This window comes from Geobacillus stearothermophilus ATCC 12980 (assembly GCF_030369615.1).
In the GTDB taxonomy this organism is placed as follows: Bacteria; Bacillota; Bacilli; order Bacillales; family Anoxybacillaceae; genus Geobacillus; species Geobacillus stearothermophilus.
The window spans coordinates 1,446,577-1,462,652 of record NZ_CP128494.1 but is presented as its reverse complement, the minus strand read 5'-3'; the positions used below and the strand labels follow the sequence as shown (position 1 = coordinate 1,462,652).

The window sequence follows — 16,076 nt, the reverse complement described above, 5'->3', positions numbered from 1 at the left end:
ACGATGGAAACGAAAAAAACGCTGCGTGAAGGGTATACGACCGGATCGTGCGCGGCAGCGGCAACGAAAGCCGCGCTCACGGCGCTCATCACTGGCCAAGTGCAGGCGGAGGCGACGATTCGGATTCCGATCGGGCGGGTGGTGACCTTTTCGCTCGCCTCTTGTTCGTTCGATGGCGAAACGGCGACGGCCTCGGTCGTGAAGGATGGCGGCGATGACCCAGATGCGACGCACGGCGCGCTCATCGTTTCCACTGTCTCGTGGGCCTCGTCGCCGGGCGTTCATATCGACGGCGGTGAAGGGGTCGGACGTGTCACGAAACCCGGCTTGCCGGTGCCGGTCGGGGAAGCGGCGATCAATCCAGTGCCGCGGCAAATGATCCGCGAAGCAGTCAACGAAGTATTGGCGCAATACGGTTTACATCGCGGGGTGAACGTTGTCATTTCCGTGCCCGGCGGCGAGGAAATCGCCAAAAAAACGTTGAATCCGAGGCTTGGCATTATGGGCGGCATTTCGATTTTAGGAACGCGCGGCATCGTCGTTCCGTTCTCGACCGCCGCCTACCGGGCGAGCATCGTACAGGCGCTTCAAGTGGCGAAAGCGAACGGCTGCCGCCATGTCGTGATCACGACCGGGGGGCGGAGCGAGAAATATGCCATGCAAGAGTATCCGCATTTGCCGGAAGAAGCATTTATTGAAATGGGTGATTTTGTCGGGTTTACGCTGAAGCAATGCAAACGGCTTGGCATCAAGATGGTGTCGATGGTCGGGATGATGGGGAAATTTTCGAAAGTCGCCCAAGGGGTGATGATGGTGCACTCGAAAAGCGCTCCGGTTGACTTCGGTTTTTTGGCGGCGCTCGCTGAGCAAGCCGGCGCCTCTTCCGCGTTGGTGGCCGCGGTGCGCGGCGCGAACACGGCGGCGCAAGTCGGCGACATGATGCAAGAAGCCGGCTGCACGAAGTTTTTCGAACTGTTGTGTGAGGAGTGTTGCCGGGCAGCGCTCAACGAAGTCGGAGGCGGCTTGACGGTGGCGACGTCCATTTACACCTTGAACGGACAACGATTAGGAAAGGCGGTGCAAATTGATGGGGACGATGAAACTGATCGGCGTGGGAGCTGACGGGAAGGCAAGTCTTCCTGAGCTGTATCGGCGCTGGATTGATGAAAGCGAACTGCTTGTCGGCGGCGAGCGGCAGCTGGCGATGTTTCCTGAATACAAAGGAGAAACGATCGTCATCCGCCGCGGACTGGCGGAGCTGGTGGAGCGGCTTCGGCACGAGACGCGCCGTACTGTCGTGCTGGCGTCTGGCGATCCGCTCTTTTACGGCATCGGCAGCTATTTGGCCAGCAAATTGTCGATTGAGGTGTATCCGGCGATCAGCTCGGTGCAATGGGCGTTTGCGAAAATGGGGGAGTCTTGGCAAGATGCCGCATTTGTAAGCGCCCATGGCCGCCCGCTCACCGGCCTCGTGCAACGGATCGACGGGCGGCGCAAAGTCGCCATCTTAACCGATGAGACGAACTCGCCGGCCGTCATCGCCCGCTATTTGCTCGAGTACGGCATGACGGAATATGAGGCGTTTGTCGGCGAGGAGCTCGGCGGCCCGAACGAGCGCTGCCGCTTGTTTTCGTTGGAAGAGATGGCGGAAGCCGAGTTTCTTCCATTGAATATAGTCATTTTGCGGCAGACAGCGCCAAGCCCGGTTTGGCCGTTCGGCATTGAGGATGACGAGTTTTTTCAGCGCAAGCCGGACAAAGGATTGATTACGAAAAAAGAAATCCGAGTTTTAAGTCTAAGCGCCTTGCGCTTGCGCCCGGACAGCGTCGTCTGGGATATTGGAACGTGCACCGGTTCGGTGGCGATTGAAGCGGCGAAAATCGCCCGCGACGGTGCCGTGTTTGCGATTGAAAAAAATGAACAAGATATCGAACTTTGCCGGCAAAACTTGCGCAAATTCCGCGTCGATATCACACTTGTGCACGGCAGGGCGCCCGATCGGCTCGATGAGTTTGCCGACCCGGATGCCATCTTTATCGGCGGCACGTCAGGCGCGATGTCGCCGTTGTTGGACGTCTGTGCGAAACGGCTGAAGAAAAATGGACGCATCGTGATCAACGCGGCAACGGTTGAGACGCTTGCTGAAGCGGGCCGCGAGCTACGTAGCCGTGGATTTCATGTTGACATCACGCTCGCGCAAGTGTCGCGAAGCAAGCCCATTTTAGAGTTGACGCGCTTTGAGGCGCTCAATCCAGTGTATATCATGACAGCCAAGCGGGAGGGAGACGAATGACCGGCACGTTGTACGGCATCGGTGTTGGCCCGGGCGATCCAGAGCTCATGACGGTGAAAGCATACCGCCGCCTAAAAGAAGCGGATGTCATCGCTTATCCAAAAAAAGGGCGGCAAAGCAAAAGCTATGCCGAACAAATTATCGACGCGTATTTGGCGCCGGAGGAAAAACGCCGGCTTGGGCTTCATTTTCCGATGACAAAAGACGTGGCCGTGCTTGAACCAAAATGGAACGAAGCAGCCGACGCCATTTGGGCGGAACTGTCGGCTGGGCGCGATGTGGCGTTTGTCACCGAAGGCGATCCGCTGTTGTACAGCACGTTCATCCATTTGATGCATGTGATGGAGCGACGCTATCCAGACGCGCCGATCGAAGTCGTCCCCGGCGTCAGCTCGGCGAACGCCGCCGCCGCCCGGCTTCGCCTGCCGCTTGCGGACGGCGATGAAACCGTGGCGATCGTGCCCGCCCGCGACGATGTTGAGGCGATGAAAGCAGTGCTTCTTGAGCACGATTGCGTTGTCTTTTTTAAAGTGGCGAAAGTGATCGATTTGCTGGTTCGTCTGTTGCGGGAACTCGATTTGCTTCATCGCGCCGCTGTTGTGACGAAAGTGACGTCCGGCGAGGAAGTCGTGTGGAAGGTCGAGGAGCTCGACGGAGCGGAACTCGAATATTTGACATTGATGGTGGTGAGAAAGTGAAGCTGTATATCATCGGAGCGGGGCCGGGAGCGCCGGATTTGATCACCGTTCGAGGAGCGGAGCTGTTGGCCGCGGCGGACGCCATTTTTTACACCGACTCGTTAGTGAGCGAAGAACTGATTGAGCGTTACCGGAAGCCGGAGGCAGAGGTGTTTCATACAGCCGGCATGCATTTGGAACAAATGGTGGCGATGATGGCCGACAAGGTGAGGCAAGGCCGGCTCGTCGTCCGCGTGCATACGGGTGATCCATCGATTTACGGGGCGATGCTCGAGCAAATCGCCTTATTGAAAGGAGAAGGAATTGAAGTCGAAATCGTCCCCGGTGTCAGTTCGGCGTTTGCGGCCGCGGCCTCGGTGCAGGCCGAGCTCACCGTCCCCGAATTGACGCAGACGGTCATTTTCACCCGCGCCGAGGGGCGGACGCCGGTGCCACCGCGTGAGAAATTGCAGGAGCTGGCCCAGCATCATTGCACCCTTGTCCTTTTTTTAAGCGCGACGCTTGCCAAAAAAGTAAGCGCGGCGCTCCTTGACGCGGACTGGAGCGGTGATACGCCGGTGGCGGTCGTCTATAAGGCGACATGGCCGGATGAAGTGGTGATTCGCTCCACGGTGGCGACATTGGCTGAGGATATGCGGCGCTATGGCGTGACGAAGCACGCCATCATCTTAGCCGGCTGGGCGCTCGATCCGCATATTCATGGACAAGGCTATCGGTCGAAGCTGTATGACCGGACGTTTACGCACGGATATCGAAAGGGGGAGGCGTAAGGTGGGGGCTGTTGCCATAAACAACGAAAGGAACGGCGTCTATGCGGTCGTGGCCATTACGAAACACGGGGTCGAGATCGCCCGCCGGCTCGGCGGCGCTCTAGTTGGAGCGGACGTGTATTATACGGAGAAATTCGCCCGCGGCGATGAAGCCGAGCACGGGATCCGCTTGTTTTCCGGCAACGTGAAGACGTTGCTGCCGGAGCTGTTCGCCCGCTACGACGGGCTCATTTGCATCATTTCGCTCGGCGCGGCCGTCCGGATGATCGCTCCATTGCTGAAAGATAAAAAGACCGATCCGGCGGTTGTCGTCATTGATGATAAAGGAGAACATGTCATCAGCGTATTATCCGGCCATTTAGGAGGCGCCAACGAACTGACGCGGCGTGTGGCCGCCATATTGGGCGCCCGCCCGGTCATTACGACCGCTTCCGATGTGCAGCAGACGATCGCTGTTGATCTATTCGGCCGCGAATTCGGCTGGGAATGGGAGTCGGATGACAACTTGACGCCGGTGAGCGCGGCTGTTGTCAATGAAGAACCGGTCGCCATTGTGCAAGAGTCAGGAGAACCAAATTGGTGGCCGGCGGGCCGCCCGCTGCCAAAAAACATCATCGTGTACGGCTCGATCGCGGAGGCGCTGTCCGCTCGCCCGACGGCGGCGCTTGTGGTCACTCACCGGCTGCTTGCGCCGAAAGAAGAAGCGATTTTGCAAAACGGCGTCTTGTATCGCCCGAAAGTGATCGCCCTTGGCATCGGCTGCAACCGCGGCACATCGGCTGACGAAATCGAAGCGGTCATCCGCGAGACGCTCAATGAGCTGCGTTTTTCGCTCAAAAGCGTCAAAGCGGTGTGCACCATTGACTTGAAAAAGGATGAACAAGGCCTTTTGGAGGTAGTCAACAAATATCGATGGAAATTGGTTGCATATACGCCAGAAGAGCTGAACACGGTGCCGATCGAAGCGCCGTCGGAGACCGTGTTTCGCTACACCGGCGCCCACGGGGTGAGCGAGCCGGCGGCGAAATTGTACAGCGGGGCCGATCGAATGGCGCTCGTGAAAAAGAAATCGGGCAACGTGACGATTTCGGTGGCACTGATCGATCACAGACGCAGAAAGGAGAGCGAGCCATGCGACGGCTTGTCATCGCTGCGCCAGGAAGCGGAGCCGGCAAAACGACTGTAACGCTCGGCTTGATGGCGGCCATGAGGCAGCAAGGATATACGGTGCAAGGGTTTAAATGCGGCCCGGACTACATTGATCCGACGTACCATACGGCTGTGACCGGCCGGCCGGCGCGCAACTTGGACAGTTGGATGATGGGAAGCGAAGCGGTCAAAACGGTGCTCGCCAACGGTTGTCAAGGGGCTGATATCGCCATCATCGAGGGGGTGATGGGGCTGTTTGACGGGAAACAGCCGCTTTCTGACGAGGGGGCGACGGCTGAAATCGCCGTATTGACCGAAAGCCCGGTGCTGCTTGTCGTCGATTGTTCCGGCATGGCCCGCAGCGCCGCCGCCATCGTCCATGGGTTTCAAACGTTTCGCCCCGATGTGCGCCTCGCCGGCGTATTTGCCAACCGCGTCGGCAGCGAAGGGCATTTTCGGCTCGTCAAAGCGGCCATCGAGCAAACGTGCGGGGTGCCGGTCGTCGGGTTTCTCACGCAAGACGAAGCGTTGGCGCTACCAGAGCGCCATTTAGGGCTCGTGCCGTCGGTGGAGCGCGGCGAACTGGATTCGTTTTTTGCCAATCTGGGGAGAAAGGTGGCGCGCACGATCGATTGGGAGACGCTCCTTTCGATTGCAGAAGCGCCAGCCCTTTGTTCTCCGGCGCCGCTCATTCGCCCTTCGCGGCCGTATCGCGTGCGCGTGGCGGTTGCCAAAGATGCTGCCTTTCATTTTTACTATCCGGAGAATCTGGAGATGCTTTCTGCCTGTGGCGCGGAGCTTGTCTACTTTTCTCCGCTCGCCGGCGAGCCGCTTCCGGATGGGGTGAACGGATTGTATATCGGCGGCGGGTTTCCGGAAGAGTTTGCCGCCGAGCTCGCCAGGCAAGCCGCTGTCAAACAGTCGATCCGCGCCGCCATCGAACACGGGTTGCCGACGTTGGCCGAGTGCGGCGGGTTTATGTTTCTCACCGAACAGCTTGTTGCGACGGACGGTTCGGCCTATGAGATGGCGGGCGTCATCCCGGGGAAGGTCGTGATGAAGACGAAGCTCGCGGCGCTTGGCTACCGCGAAGTGCGCGGTCGAAATGGAAATTTTCTATTGCCGGAAGGAGAAACAGCGCGCGGCCATGAGTTTCACTACTCCGTTTATGAGCCGCGCGGTGAGACGCCGTTTGCCTACGAAACGAGCGGCCGGAAAGGAACGAAGCCTGACGGTTATTTGACGCACCGGCTTGTCGCTGGCTATGTCCATTTTCATTTCGCGTCCGCCCCGGCGATGGTTGAGCGGTGGCTCGCCGAATGCGAGAAGGTGACCATCAATGGCTAAGGCGCTGCCGATTATGTTTCAAGGCACCCATTCTGATGCCGGCAAAAGCGTCATCGCCACTGCGTTTTGCCGCATGTTCGCCCAAGACGGCTGGAAGACGGCGCCGTTCAAGTCGCAAAACATGTCGTTAAACTCCTACGTGACGCCGGACGGGAAAGAAATCGGCCGGGCGCAAGGCATTCAGGCGGAAGCGGCCGGAGTGGCGGCGCGCGTCGAGATGAATCCGATTTTGATTAAGCCAAGCCGCGAGCATGAATCGCAAATCGTCGTGCTTGGCAAACCGTACGGCAATATGCAGGCGTTCGCCTACCGGAACGAGTTTTTCGACCAAGGGCTGGCCGTCATCCGTCAGTCGCTTGAAACGCTGATGAACGAATACGACCGGCTTGTCATCGAAGGAGCGGGAAGCCCGGCGGAAGTGAATTTAAACGACCGTGAGCTCGTCAACATGCGCATCGCCCGCCTCGCCAACGCTCCGGTCGTGTTGATCGGCGATATTGAGCGGGGCGGGGTGTTCGCGAGCCTCGTCGGAACGCTGTCGCTGCTTGAGCCTGAGGACCGAAAGCGGGTCATCGGCGTCATCATTAACAAGTTTCGCGGCGATGTGTCACTGCTTAAACCGGGGCTTGATTGGTTTGAGCAGCACACCGGCGTGCCGGTGCTCGGCGTTGTCCCCTATTTGCCGGATTTGACGATCGATGCGGAAGATTCGCTGTCGCTTGAGCGGTTTGCTTCATCTGTCGGGGGAGAGGAAGCGATTGACATCGCCGTCATCCGCTGTCCGAAAATCGCCAATTTCACCGACATCGACCCGCTTTTGGCCGAACCGGACTGCCGCGTCCGGTTGGTGACGCACGTGGGTGAACTCGGCGAGCCGGATGTGATCGTGCTGCCGGGAAGCAAAAACACGATCGAAGACTTGATTTATATGAAGAAAAGAGGACTCGCTTCCCGCATTGTGTCGCTTGTCAATGAAGGAAAAGCGAGGGTCGTCGGCTTATGCGGCGGCTACCAAATGCTTGGCGCCGTCATCCGCGATCCGTATGGAGTCGAGACGCCGCTTTTGGAAGTCAAAGGGCTTGGGTTGCTGCCGATTGAAACGACGCTTGAGCGGACGAAAATCACGATCCGTACGGAAGGGATGCTTACGTGGGCGGGCGAGCGGTTTTCGGTGCAAGGATACGAGATTCATATGGGCCGCTCGGCGCCGCTTCCTGGCTATGCGCCGCTTATTGAGGCGGACGGCCGCCATGAAGGGGCGAAGCACAGTGATGAGCGGGTGCTGGGCACGTACATGCACGATTTGTTTCATAACGATGCGTTCCGCACCGCGTTTTTCAACAACATTCGCCGCCAAAAAGGAATCGCTCCTTCTGGCGTCCGACTCTTTCGCTCGCTCAAAGAAAAGGCGTTCGACCGGCTTGCCGCTCATGTCCGCGAGCATGTCGACGTCGGACGGATCGAACAGATGATGCGTCAATTTCAGCGGCTGTGATCGATATGGAAAATGGTGGTGCGGAGGAACGGCCGATATGGCCCGCTTTTGCCGAGCGATTGGCTCGGTTTGGGGGCTGCGAATTCCTCTGTAAAGCGGGAGGTCTCCGGCCTTCCACTGCGCTAAAGCGTGACGGGGGAAAGCTGCTTTTTCGCCCCTCAATCATAGACCCTCAATCATAGACGAGAAAGGAGGAAGCGCCTATTCCCGCTTGATGGGGATATGGTGCGACCGTGATGAATGCTTCCATCCCACCGATCCGCCGTGAAATGGTGGAACAAGCACGTGATTACATCAATCAGCTGACGAAACCGCCCGGCAGCCTCGGCCGTCTGGAAGAAGTGGCGGCCGCGCTTGCCGGTATGACTGGAGAGCTGCTCCCACGCGTCACTCCGCCCGGAGTGCTCGTGTTTGCGGCCGATCATGGCGTCACGGAAGAAGGGGTGTCTGCCTATCCGGCCGAAGTGACGGCGCAAATGGTGTACAACTTTGCCAACGGCGGAGCGGCAATCAACGCCTTCAGCCGGCAAATCGGCGCGTTGCTTCAGGTGATTGATGTCGGTGTCGCCGTGCCGATTGCTGATGAGCGCGTCATTCAGAAAAAGGTGCGCCCGGGAACGAACAATTTCGCCAAAACGGAAGCGATGACGCCGTCCGAGGCCGAACAGGCGCTTCATGTCGGTTACGAGCAGGCGGCATCCATCATTGAACAAGGCGCCCGCACGCTTATTGTCGGCGAAATGGGCATCGGCAATACAACCGCTGCGAGCGCTTTATTGGCCACGCTCTCCGAGGAGCCGCTTGAGCGCATCGTTGGCAAAGGAAGCGGCATTAAGGAGGAAATGCTTGCCCATAAACGGGACGTGATCCGACGGGCGCTCTTGCTTCATCGGCCGGATCCGGCGAAGCCAGTTGAATGGCTTTCGAAAATCGGCGGGTTGGAGATTGCGGCTATGGCCGGGGCGATGTTGGCAGCCGCTGAACGGCGCATTCCGATTTTGCTTGACGGCTTTATTTGCACGGTGGCTGCCCTTGTGGCCCGCCAGTTTGCCGTGAACGTCACAGACTATATGATTGCCGGCCATCGTTCCGAAGAGCCGGGGCACAGCATAGCCCTTCGTTTGCTTGGGAAAGAGCCGCTTTTGGATCTTGGCCTGCGCCTTGGTGAAGGAAGCGGCGCGGCGGTAGCGTTTCCGCTCTTGATTTCAGCAATGGCGATGGTGAACGAAATGGCGACGTTCGCTTCGGCAGGCGTTTCCACCGCTGATGCGAAAGGGAAGAACGGGAAATGACCATCGGCAAAGTGTATTTAGTCGGCGCCGGGCCGGGCGATGAAAAGCTCATCACGGTTTACGGCCGCGAATGCCTAGAGCGGGCGGATGTCATTATTTACGACCGGCTCATCAACCGGAAGCTGCTGCGCTACGCAAAGCCGGGCGCTGAGGTTCTTTACTGCGGCAAAGAGCCGGGAAAACATGACACCGTTCAAGAACAAATTCACGAGCTGCTCGTTTGGCATGCGCAACAAGGCAAAACGGTCGTCCGCTTAAAAGGCGGCGATCCATGCATTTTTGGCCGCGTTGGTGAAGAGGCGGAAGTGTTGGTGAAAGCCGGAATTCCGTTTGAAATCGTTCCAGGGGTGACATCCGGCATCGCTGTTCCGGCGTACGCCGGCATTCCGGTCACCCACCGTGATTACGCCGCCTCGGTGGCGATCGTCAGCGGGCATCGGAGTGAGCGGATCGATTGGGAGGCGCTGACTCGAGGATGCGATACGATCATTGTCTACATGGGAGCGGCCAACTTGTCGGATATTTGCGGCCGGCTGATGGCGGCCGGAAAGCCGTCGGATGCACCGGCGGCCGTCATTGAATGGGGGACGACTGAGCGGCAGCGCACCGTGGCGGCGACACTTTCGACGCTGTCAGACGAGGTGGAACAGGCGGGCATTTCCCATCCGGCCATCATCATCATCGGCGATGTCGTTCGTCTGCGTGAGACGCTCCAATGGTTTCCGGAGCGGCAAGGGGGCGTGGTCGATGCCGACGCCTCGTCGTAGCGGGCGTGTCATCGTTTATACGGGCGACGGAAAAGGAAAAACGACGGCCGCATTGGGGCTTGCCCTGCGTGCCGTCGGTCGGGGAATGAACGTCGCGGTTTTGCAGTTTTTGAAATCGCCGGAACGAACATACGGCGAGCAGTTGGCCCTAGAGCGCCTTGGCGTCGACGTCCGTCAGCTCGGCGCCGGCTTCACATGGACGAAAACGCCGGACATCCACCGGGAAGCATTGAAGCGTGCCTGGGCGGTGGCCAAAGAATATGTGTATTCCGGACGGTATGATATGATTGTGCTCGATGAACTGAACAATGTGTTGGCCATTGACCGCTTTCCCGTTGAAGATATCGTATCAGTCAGCGAGGTGCTCGAGCTGATCCGCACGCGCCCGCCGTCGCTCCATCTTGTCATCACGGGGCGCGCGGCGCGCCCGGAGTTGATGGCGGCTGCCGATATCGTTACGGAAATGAAGTTGGTCAAGCATGACTATGAACAAGGAAGGACCGCGATGAAAGGGATTGAATTTTAGAAGCAAAAAAAGCGGCCGTTTTTTAGCCGCTTTTTTGCAGGTTAGGCATTTTCATCGGTTTTGTCATTTTGGATTTTGTTTTGCCGACGTCCTTTGCTGTTATCGCCGGAAACCGGGCCGCGAAGCAAGGCCATCGGATCTTGCGTTGGCGCGTTTTGATTGCGGCTGCCGTTGTTTGGGCGTTTCGTCATGAGCTCCACCTCCTTTGGCTGCCGTTGTCATACGTTTAGCATGGACGATGCCTTCATTCCTATGCATGGTTGTCTACAGCCCAGCATAAAAAAAGCGGGAAGCGTTCGTGTTCCCGCTGCAAGCCGGCCGGATGAAGGCAATCAGTGATTTCGGTTAGTAGGCATATCCGCCCAAGCAGGCACATCCAACAATAATCAACAAAATAAACAGAACGACAATCAACGCAAAGCTGTTTCCATGCCAAGCGCCCATCATGTTCACCTCCTGGTGGAATCTATCGTATTGTATGTCAAAAAAAACTAAAAGAACAGGGCGATTGTCGAAACACGAAAACAATCGGCCAAAATGAGAAAAACGCCTTTCATATGTTTCAGCAAGGCGTTTTTTCGGGATGGTTCAAGTGAAATGATTGCATATATTGATTTCATTCCCATTCATAAGGCGTTTCTTGATACACGTAATAGTTCAGCCAGTTGACAAACAGTAAATTGGCATGCGAGCGCCATGTGTTCAGCGGCGGCTGGCTTGGGTCATCATTGGGAAAGTATGATTCCGGGATGCGAATCGGCAGCCCTTTCGCCAAGTCGCGTTCATATTCTTCTTTGAGCGTTGTCGCATCATATTCTGGATGGCCCGTTAAGAAAATGCGGCGCCCGTCGTTCGATGCGACGAGGCAAACGCCGGCTTTGTCAGACATGGACAAAATGGTGAGATCCGGCACTTTTTCGATGTCTTCGCGCTTGACGTCTGTATGGCGGGAGTGCGGCATGCGGAACACATCGTCAAAACCGCGCAATAGTTTTACGTTTTTCACTTCCACTGTATGGTTGAACACACCGAAGCATTTTTCCGGCAATGGGTATTTCGGAATGCCGTAGTGATAGTATAAACCAGCTTGTGCCCCCCAACAAATGTGCAACGTTGACGTGACGTTCGTTTTCGTCCATTCCATAATTTCCGTCAATTCTCCCCAATAGTTGACCTCTTCAAACGGCATTTGCTCGACCGGCGCTCCGGTGATGATCATCCCGTCGAACTTGCGATGGCGAATGTGCGGGAAAATCGTGTAAAATTGTTCTAAATGATGTTTGCTTGTCGTTTTCGGCTCATGGGTCGCCGGGCGCAAAAAGGTGACGTTCACTTGCAGCGGCGAGTTGCCGAGCAGCCGCAGCAACTGTGTCTCTGCTTTTTCTTTTTCGGGCATCAAGTTTAAGATGACGATGTTGAGCGGACGGATGTCTTGCGAATACGCCCGTTCTTCGTCCATCACGAAAATGTTTTCTTGTTCGAGTATTTCTTTCGCCGGCAAGTCTTTTGGAATGTTGATTGGCAATGGTGTCCCCTCCGTTTCCGTCTCGTTACTAAATACCTTAATTATAAAAACTTTGTCAACATTCTTCAATTGATTTTTTGACCTTAAAACAGCTTGTGAACAAAAAGGGGGAATCCCGATTGGATCCGACCGCCTTTGACAATTTAAAAACGGTGTTGGAAGGAGCCGTCTATGATGCCGACTTGCAAGGGCGCATTGCCGTCACCGACCGCCGCGATCTCGCCGATTTGGCCCGCCTGTCGCGCGAGTACGCCATTTCCTTTCAACAGGCCGGTGCGCCTGAACCGCCGGTCGTCTGCACGGTGCGGCTTGCGATCGATTTTGCCGAACTGGTGAATGAACGGCTCCATCACGACCAGGCCGGCTGCCGGCTTGCGGTCTCGTTCGCCTTGCCGGTGCGCCGCCTGTCCGTTTGTGCGCTTATCGAAGGAACGTTGCGGACGATTTGGGGCAAGGAGCGAATCATTCGGCAAACGCTCCGCTTTCCGTTTCCGCATGAACGCGGCTCGTATGAAAATGAAGCCGTGGTCGAATTTGCCCGCCTCATTTACGAAGAAAACGCGGCCGATTTACCGGAAATGGTGCCGTATATGATTTCCTCGCTCGAACAGCTGCAGCCATTTGCCGGCCAGTAACGGTGCAAAAAGTGGAAACAAACGAAGAAGTCGGCTATGATGGGGGTGAGGTGAGAACGATGAGTGTGTATGAATTCAGCGTCAAAACGATTCGCGGAGAGGAACAACCGCTTTCCGTCTATCGAGGCAACGTGCTGTTGATTGTCAACACGGCGAGCCGTTGCGGCTTCACCCCGCAGTATAAAGAACTGCAGGAGCTGTATGGCGAATATCGCGATCGCGGGTTTGTTGTGCTCGGCTTTCCGTGCAACCAGTTCGGCGGCCAAGAGCCGGGGACGGAAGAGGAAATTGAACAATTTTGCCAGTTGAATTACGGTGTGACGTTCCCACTGTTTGCGAAAGTGGATGTGAATGGCGATCACGCCCATCCGCTGTTTCAATATTTGAAAGAAGAGGCGCCGGGGGCATTGGGAACAAAGGCGATCAAATGGAATTTCACGAAGTTTTTGGTCGACCGCAACGGCAAGGTTGTAGCTCGTTTCGCACCGCAAACAAAGCCAAGCGAGCTGAGAAAGGAAATTGAAAAGCTGCTGTAAGGCAAGGAGGGGTAACGCTTGCCGTCGATGAGCTGTCGGCAGCCTATCCGCCCGAGCGGCTGGAGCGGATCGTCAACATGTTCCGCCGCGGCGAGCAGGAAAAAACGGTGCAAAAGCGTCCAAGCCTCAAAGTGACGAGCGAGATGCTCGATGACCCGGATTGGCGCAAACGGTATGCCGCGCTCGAACAGATGGCCGAGCCGACCGAGGACGATATCCCGGTGTTGGCCAAGGCGCTCAAGGATGAAAAAATGGCGATTCGCCGCCTGGCGACGGCATACCTTGGCATGATCGGCGGGAAAAAGGTGCCTCCGTATTTGTACAAAGCGCTAAAAGATCCGGCTGTCGCTGTCCGCCGCACTGCCGGCGACTGTTTGTCCGACATCGGCGACCCGGACGCCATTCCGGCCATGATCGAGGCGCTCAAGGACGAAAGCAAGCTCGTTCGTTGGCGCGCGGCTATGTTTTTGTACGAAGTCGGCGATGAATCGGCCTTGCCGGCGTTAAAAGCGGCGGAAAACGATCCGGAATTTGAGGTCAGTTTGCAAGTGAAAATGGCGATCGAACGGATTGAAGGCGGCGAAGAGGCGAAAGGCTCCGTCTGGAAGCAAATGACGGAAAGTCGAAAAAAAGAGAACAAGACGGAGAAATAAAAAAAGGCACGCCGGCCGGCGCGTCTCTTTCTTTGGCCAAAAAAGCGATTCTTGTTAAGTCGTCACGGTTGTGCTCAAGATACGTTCATTCTATTTGAATGTTCCACGCTGCAGTCACTGACGGCAGCCACTTCATTTTCGGGTTTGCGGCTGTTTCCCAGCCGGCGCTGATTTGGAGGGGCGTCTTCCCCCGGCCATCGGCTTTTCACTTGCCGCTGGCAGCCGTCTTCATTGATTTTTTCGTGCGAAGTATAGTATGCTGATAGCACAACGATGATCATATGGAGGGATGATGGCCATGTCGATGGCATATGAAGAATATATGCGTCAGCTCGTGCAGCCGATGCGCGATGAGCTCGTCCGCGCCGGTTTCCGCGAATTGCGCACGAGTGAGGAAGTCGAGCAGTTTATGGAACAAGTGGAAGGAACGACGTTTGTCTTTGTCAACTCAGTGTGCGGCTGCGCCGCCGGACTGGCGCGCCCGGCCGCGACGCAGGCGGTGCTTAGGAGCGAGAAAAAGCCGGATCATCTTGTGACGGTATTCGCCGGCCAAGACAAAGAGGCGACGGCGAAAATGCGCGAGTACTTTGTCGGCTATGCGCCGTCCTCGCCGTCGATGGCGCTCTTAAAAGGAAAGGAAGTTGTTCATTTTATCCCGCGCGAAGACATCGAGTTTCACTCGATGGAGGACGTGATGGAAAACATTTTGGCTGCGTTTGACAAATATTGTAACTGATGCCTTATGCCTTCCCAGGCCTTGCATACCACTGCCGGCGCCGGGGAACGATAAGGGCGGAGGTGATCGGCGTGCCGAAGCGGAAAAAAGACCGTTCGAAAACGGGCGTCAGCGCCCCGGAGGTGAGGGGACAAGGCACGACGCAAACGGAAACATGCGCCTACGAGCTTGATTCTGCGCGCAAAAAAACGAAAATCGACTGAAAGAAAACGGAGCTCCTGTGCGGAGCTCCGTTTTCGCTGCCGCCGTCAGGCATTGGCGATGCAGCTGTAAATGAAATACAACAACGTAATGAGGCTGGCCGCAAAAAAGATGGTTGTCATCGCTGTTTTCCCGCCTTTCTGTCTATGTTTTCCCCTTGAACATATGATACACTATTCATGTAATCATAGTATATACCAACCAAAAGTGAAAAGGAAAAGCGGTTTTTGTTTTGGCAAGGGAGAGGAAAGACGATGAAAAGGGCGAAACGAATGAACGCATTTTCTGCATCGATTTTTGCCGAATTGGCGGCGTATCGCCAACAGCGGCGCCATCTTCATGACGAGTGGATCGATTTAAGCGTCGGCAGCCCGGATTTGCCCCCGGCGCCGTTTGTGCGTGAGGCGATCGCCCGCTACGCCAACGAGCCGAATGCGTACGGCTACACATTAAGGGGCATTCGCGAGTTTCGTGAAGCGGTCGCCGACTATTATCGCACGGCGCATGGCGTCGTGCTCGATCCGGAGACGGAAGTAACGTACGTCATCGGATCACAGGACGGGCTCGTGCATTTGCCGATGGTGTTCGCCGACCCGGGGGATGTCATTTTATTGCCGGATCCCGGGTATCCGGCGTATGCGGCGGGGGTGGCAATGGCGGAAGCGGAGCCGTATTTTCTGCCGCTGAGGGAGGAAAACCGCTTTTTGCCGGATTTGCGTGCGATCCCGGAGGACATTGCCAAACGGGCGACAATCATGTTTATCAACTTCCCTGGAAATCCAGTTCCAGCTATAGCGACAGAATCGTTTTATCGCGAAGTGGTCGAGTTTGCGAAGCGGTACGATATTCTCGTTGTGTCCGATTTTGCTTACGGCGAGCTGTATTATGACGGAAACAAACCGGTGAGTTTTCTTTCTGTTCCAGGCGCAAAGGACGTTGGCGTGGAGATCAATTCGTTGTCCAAAAGCTACAACATGGCCGGCTGCCGGGTCGGCTATTTGTGCGGAAATGCCGAGGTGATTCGCACGTTCGCCGAGTTTAAGTCGAATTTGGATTATGGCGTCTTTTGGCCGATTCAAAAAGCGGCGGCCGAAGTGCTGCGTCATGGGGCCGACTTTTGCGCCGAAAGCCGCGCGATCTATCAATCGCGCCGCGATGCGCTCGTTGACGGGTTGGCCGACATCGGCTGGGCGGTTGACCGTCCGCAAGCCGGTATGTTCGTGTGGGCGAAAATTCCGGACGGCTTTACATCGCTTTCGTTTGCGAAGGCGCTCATCGACCAAGCGGGCGTCGTCGTACGCCCGGGCACGCGTTTGGGCCAAGCGGCGAGGGCTATGTGCGCATCGCCCTCGTCCAGCCGGAGGCGGTGTTGCGCCGGGCGGTCGCCAAATTAAAAGCGACCGGTTTGTTTGCGTCTTTAGCCGCTGATCGGCGGTAGTGGGAGGTGAAGGCG

Annotated in this window: 17 protein-coding genes and 2 pseudogenes; 16 read left to right on the top strand and 3 right to left on the bottom strand. The window is 56.6% G+C overall.

What is annotated here, in order from left to right:
* Positions 1-3 precede the first annotated feature (3 nt).
* From QSJ10_RS07900 to cobO, 10 genes are all read left to right on the top strand, one after another.
* Complete coding sequence (locus QSJ10_RS07900; RefSeq protein WP_033016968.1) at positions 4-1,122, top strand: cobalt-precorrin-5B (C(1))-methyltransferase; 1,119 nt, start codon at positions 4-6, stop codon at positions 1,120-1,122.
* The gene (locus tag QSJ10_RS07895) at positions 1,088-2,293 is read left to right on the top strand and encodes a bifunctional cobalt-precorrin-7 (C(5))-methyltransferase/cobalt-precorrin-6B (C(15))-methyltransferase (RefSeq protein WP_033016966.1); all 1,206 of its coding nucleotides are present in this window, start codon (positions 1,088-1,090) and stop codon (positions 2,291-2,293) included. Before QSJ10_RS07900 ends, QSJ10_RS07895 begins: the two co-directional genes overlap by 35 nt.
* A complete protein-coding gene (gene cobI / locus QSJ10_RS07890; protein WP_033016964.1) occupies positions 2,290-2,991 on the top strand; it encodes a precorrin-2 C(20)-methyltransferase in 702 nt (233 codons plus the stop codon). The genes QSJ10_RS07895 and cobI overlap by 4 nt, the downstream gene beginning before the upstream one ends.
* Positions 2,988-3,761: a precorrin-4 C(11)-methyltransferase gene (gene cobM, locus QSJ10_RS07885; RefSeq protein ID WP_049624529.1), complete on the top strand. Its 774-nt coding sequence runs from the start codon at positions 2,988-2,990 to the stop codon at positions 3,759-3,761. The genes cobI and cobM overlap by 4 nt, the downstream gene beginning before the upstream one ends.
* Before the next feature lies 1 nt (position 3,762).
* Entirely contained in the window at positions 3,763-4,947 is a 1,185-nt protein-coding gene (locus QSJ10_RS07880) for a cobalt-precorrin 5A hydrolase (RefSeq protein ID WP_033016960.1), read from the top strand.
* The gene (locus QSJ10_RS07875; protein ID WP_053532309.1) at positions 4,893-6,257 is read left to right on the top strand and encodes a cobyrinic acid a,c-diamide synthase CobB; all 1,365 of its coding nucleotides are present in this window, start codon (positions 4,893-4,895) and stop codon (positions 6,255-6,257) included. Before QSJ10_RS07880 ends, QSJ10_RS07875 begins: the two co-directional genes overlap by 55 nt.
* Positions 6,250-7,752, top strand: coding sequence for a cobyric acid synthase (locus QSJ10_RS07870; protein WP_053532308.1), 1,503 nt, complete (start codon positions 6,250-6,252; stop codon positions 7,750-7,752). Before QSJ10_RS07875 ends, QSJ10_RS07870 begins: the two co-directional genes overlap by 8 nt.
* 236 nt (positions 7,753-7,988) lie before the next feature.
* Positions 7,989-9,044 carry a nicotinate-nucleotide--dimethylbenzimidazole phosphoribosyltransferase gene (gene cobT / locus QSJ10_RS07865; protein WP_049624525.1) on the top strand — a complete coding sequence of 352 codons (1,056 nt, stop codon included), beginning with the start codon at positions 7,989-7,991 and terminating at the stop codon, positions 9,042-9,044.
* Positions 9,041-9,811 carry a uroporphyrinogen-III C-methyltransferase gene (cobA, locus tag QSJ10_RS07860; RefSeq protein ID WP_033014067.1) on the top strand — a complete coding sequence of 257 codons (771 nt, stop codon included), beginning with the start codon at positions 9,041-9,043 and terminating at the stop codon, positions 9,809-9,811. The genes cobT and cobA overlap by 4 nt, the downstream gene beginning before the upstream one ends.
* Positions 9,792-10,337, top strand: a complete 546-nt coding sequence (cobO, locus tag QSJ10_RS07855; RefSeq protein WP_049624523.1) for a cob(I)yrinic acid a,c-diamide adenosyltransferase — start codon at positions 9,792-9,794, stop codon at positions 10,335-10,337. The genes cobA and cobO overlap by 20 nt, the downstream gene beginning before the upstream one ends.
* A 41-nt stretch (positions 10,338-10,378) precedes the next feature.
* Here the strand turns inward: cobO and QSJ10_RS07850 are convergent, their stop codons facing one another.
* The 3 genes from QSJ10_RS07850 to metA form a co-directional block, all read right to left on the bottom strand.
* Positions 10,379-10,528, bottom strand: a complete 150-nt coding sequence (locus QSJ10_RS07850) for a hypothetical protein (RefSeq protein WP_011231282.1) — start codon at positions 10,526-10,528, stop codon at positions 10,379-10,381.
* Positions 10,529-10,682: 154 nt separating this feature from the next.
* Positions 10,683-10,781 carry a YjcZ family sporulation protein gene (locus QSJ10_RS07845; protein ID WP_011231280.1) on the bottom strand — a complete coding sequence of 33 codons (99 nt, stop codon included), beginning with the start codon at positions 10,779-10,781 and terminating at the stop codon, positions 10,683-10,685.
* A 172-nt stretch (positions 10,782-10,953) separates the two neighbouring features.
* The gene (metA, locus tag QSJ10_RS07840) at positions 10,954-11,862 is read right to left on the bottom strand and encodes a homoserine O-acetyltransferase MetA (protein WP_033014069.1); all 909 of its coding nucleotides are present in this window, start codon (positions 11,860-11,862) and stop codon (positions 10,954-10,956) included.
* 119 nt (positions 11,863-11,981) lie between these two features.
* Between metA and QSJ10_RS07835 the strand changes: the two genes are divergently transcribed.
* The 6 genes and pseudogenes from QSJ10_RS07835 to QSJ10_RS07810 all read left to right on the top strand — a co-directional run bounded on the left by QSJ10_RS07835 (position 11,982) and on the right by QSJ10_RS07810 (position 16,061).
* Positions 11,982-12,497 carry a hypothetical protein gene (locus QSJ10_RS07835; protein WP_049624522.1) on the top strand — a complete coding sequence of 172 codons (516 nt, stop codon included), beginning with the start codon at positions 11,982-11,984 and terminating at the stop codon, positions 12,495-12,497.
* Positions 12,498-12,556: 59 nt separating this feature from the next.
* The gene (locus QSJ10_RS07830; RefSeq protein ID WP_033014177.1) at positions 12,557-13,033 is read left to right on the top strand and encodes a glutathione peroxidase; all 477 of its coding nucleotides are present in this window, start codon (positions 12,557-12,559) and stop codon (positions 13,031-13,033) included.
* Positions 13,034-13,056: 23 nt separating this feature from the next.
* A pseudogene (locus QSJ10_RS07825) lies at positions 13,057-13,686 on the top strand (HEAT repeat domain-containing protein); the annotation flags it as partial.
* Positions 13,687-13,984: 298 nt separating this feature from the next.
* Positions 13,985-14,422, top strand: a complete 438-nt coding sequence (locus QSJ10_RS07820) for a BrxA/BrxB family bacilliredoxin (RefSeq protein ID WP_033010047.1) — start codon at positions 13,985-13,987, stop codon at positions 14,420-14,422.
* 71 nt (positions 14,423-14,493) lie between these two features.
* Complete coding sequence (locus tag QSJ10_RS07815; RefSeq protein WP_080706497.1) at positions 14,494-14,625, top strand: YuzL family protein; 132 nt, start codon at positions 14,494-14,496, stop codon at positions 14,623-14,625.
* A gap of 252 nt (positions 14,626-14,877) precedes the next feature.
* Positions 14,878-16,061, top strand: a pseudogene (locus QSJ10_RS07810) (LL-diaminopimelate aminotransferase).
* The last annotated feature ends 15 nt before the right edge of the window (positions 16,062-16,076 follow it).

Excerpts from the sequence above, each read along its gene's own strand:
- cobI (WP_033016964.1), top strand. The coding sequence starts at position 2,290 with ATGACCGGCACGTTGTACGGCATCGGTGTTGGCCCGGGCGATCCAGAG.
- QSJ10_RS07850 (WP_011231282.1), bottom strand. The coding sequence starts at position 10,528 with ATGACGAAACGCCCAAACAACGGCAGCCGCAATCAAAACGCGCCAACG.
- QSJ10_RS07875 (WP_053532309.1), top strand. The coding sequence starts at position 4,893 with ATGCGACGGCTTGTCATCGCTGCGCCAGGAAGCGGAGCCGGCAAAACG.
- QSJ10_RS07845 (WP_011231280.1), bottom strand. The coding sequence starts at position 10,781 with ATGGGCGCTTGGCATGGAAACAGCTTTGCGTTGATTGTCGTTCTGTTT.
- cobO (WP_049624523.1), top strand. The coding sequence starts at position 9,792 with ATGCCGACGCCTCGTCGTAGCGGGCGTGTCATCGTTTATACGGGCGAC.
- QSJ10_RS07830 (WP_033014177.1), top strand. The coding sequence starts at position 12,557 with ATGAGTGTGTATGAATTCAGCGTCAAAACGATTCGCGGAGAGGAACAA.
- QSJ10_RS07900 (WP_033016968.1), top strand. The coding sequence starts at position 4 with ATGGAAACGAAAAAAACGCTGCGTGAAGGGTATACGACCGGATCGTGC.
- QSJ10_RS07870 (WP_053532308.1), top strand. The coding sequence starts at position 6,250 with ATGGCTAAGGCGCTGCCGATTATGTTTCAAGGCACCCATTCTGATGCC.
- QSJ10_RS07895 (WP_033016966.1), top strand. The coding sequence starts at position 1,088 with ATGGGGACGATGAAACTGATCGGCGTGGGAGCTGACGGGAAGGCAAGT.
- cobA (WP_033014067.1), top strand. The coding sequence starts at position 9,041 with ATGACCATCGGCAAAGTGTATTTAGTCGGCGCCGGGCCGGGCGATGAA.
- QSJ10_RS07820 (WP_033010047.1), top strand. The coding sequence starts at position 13,985 with ATGTCGATGGCATATGAAGAATATATGCGTCAGCTCGTGCAGCCGATG.
- cobT (WP_049624525.1), top strand. The coding sequence starts at position 7,989 with ATGAATGCTTCCATCCCACCGATCCGCCGTGAAATGGTGGAACAAGCA.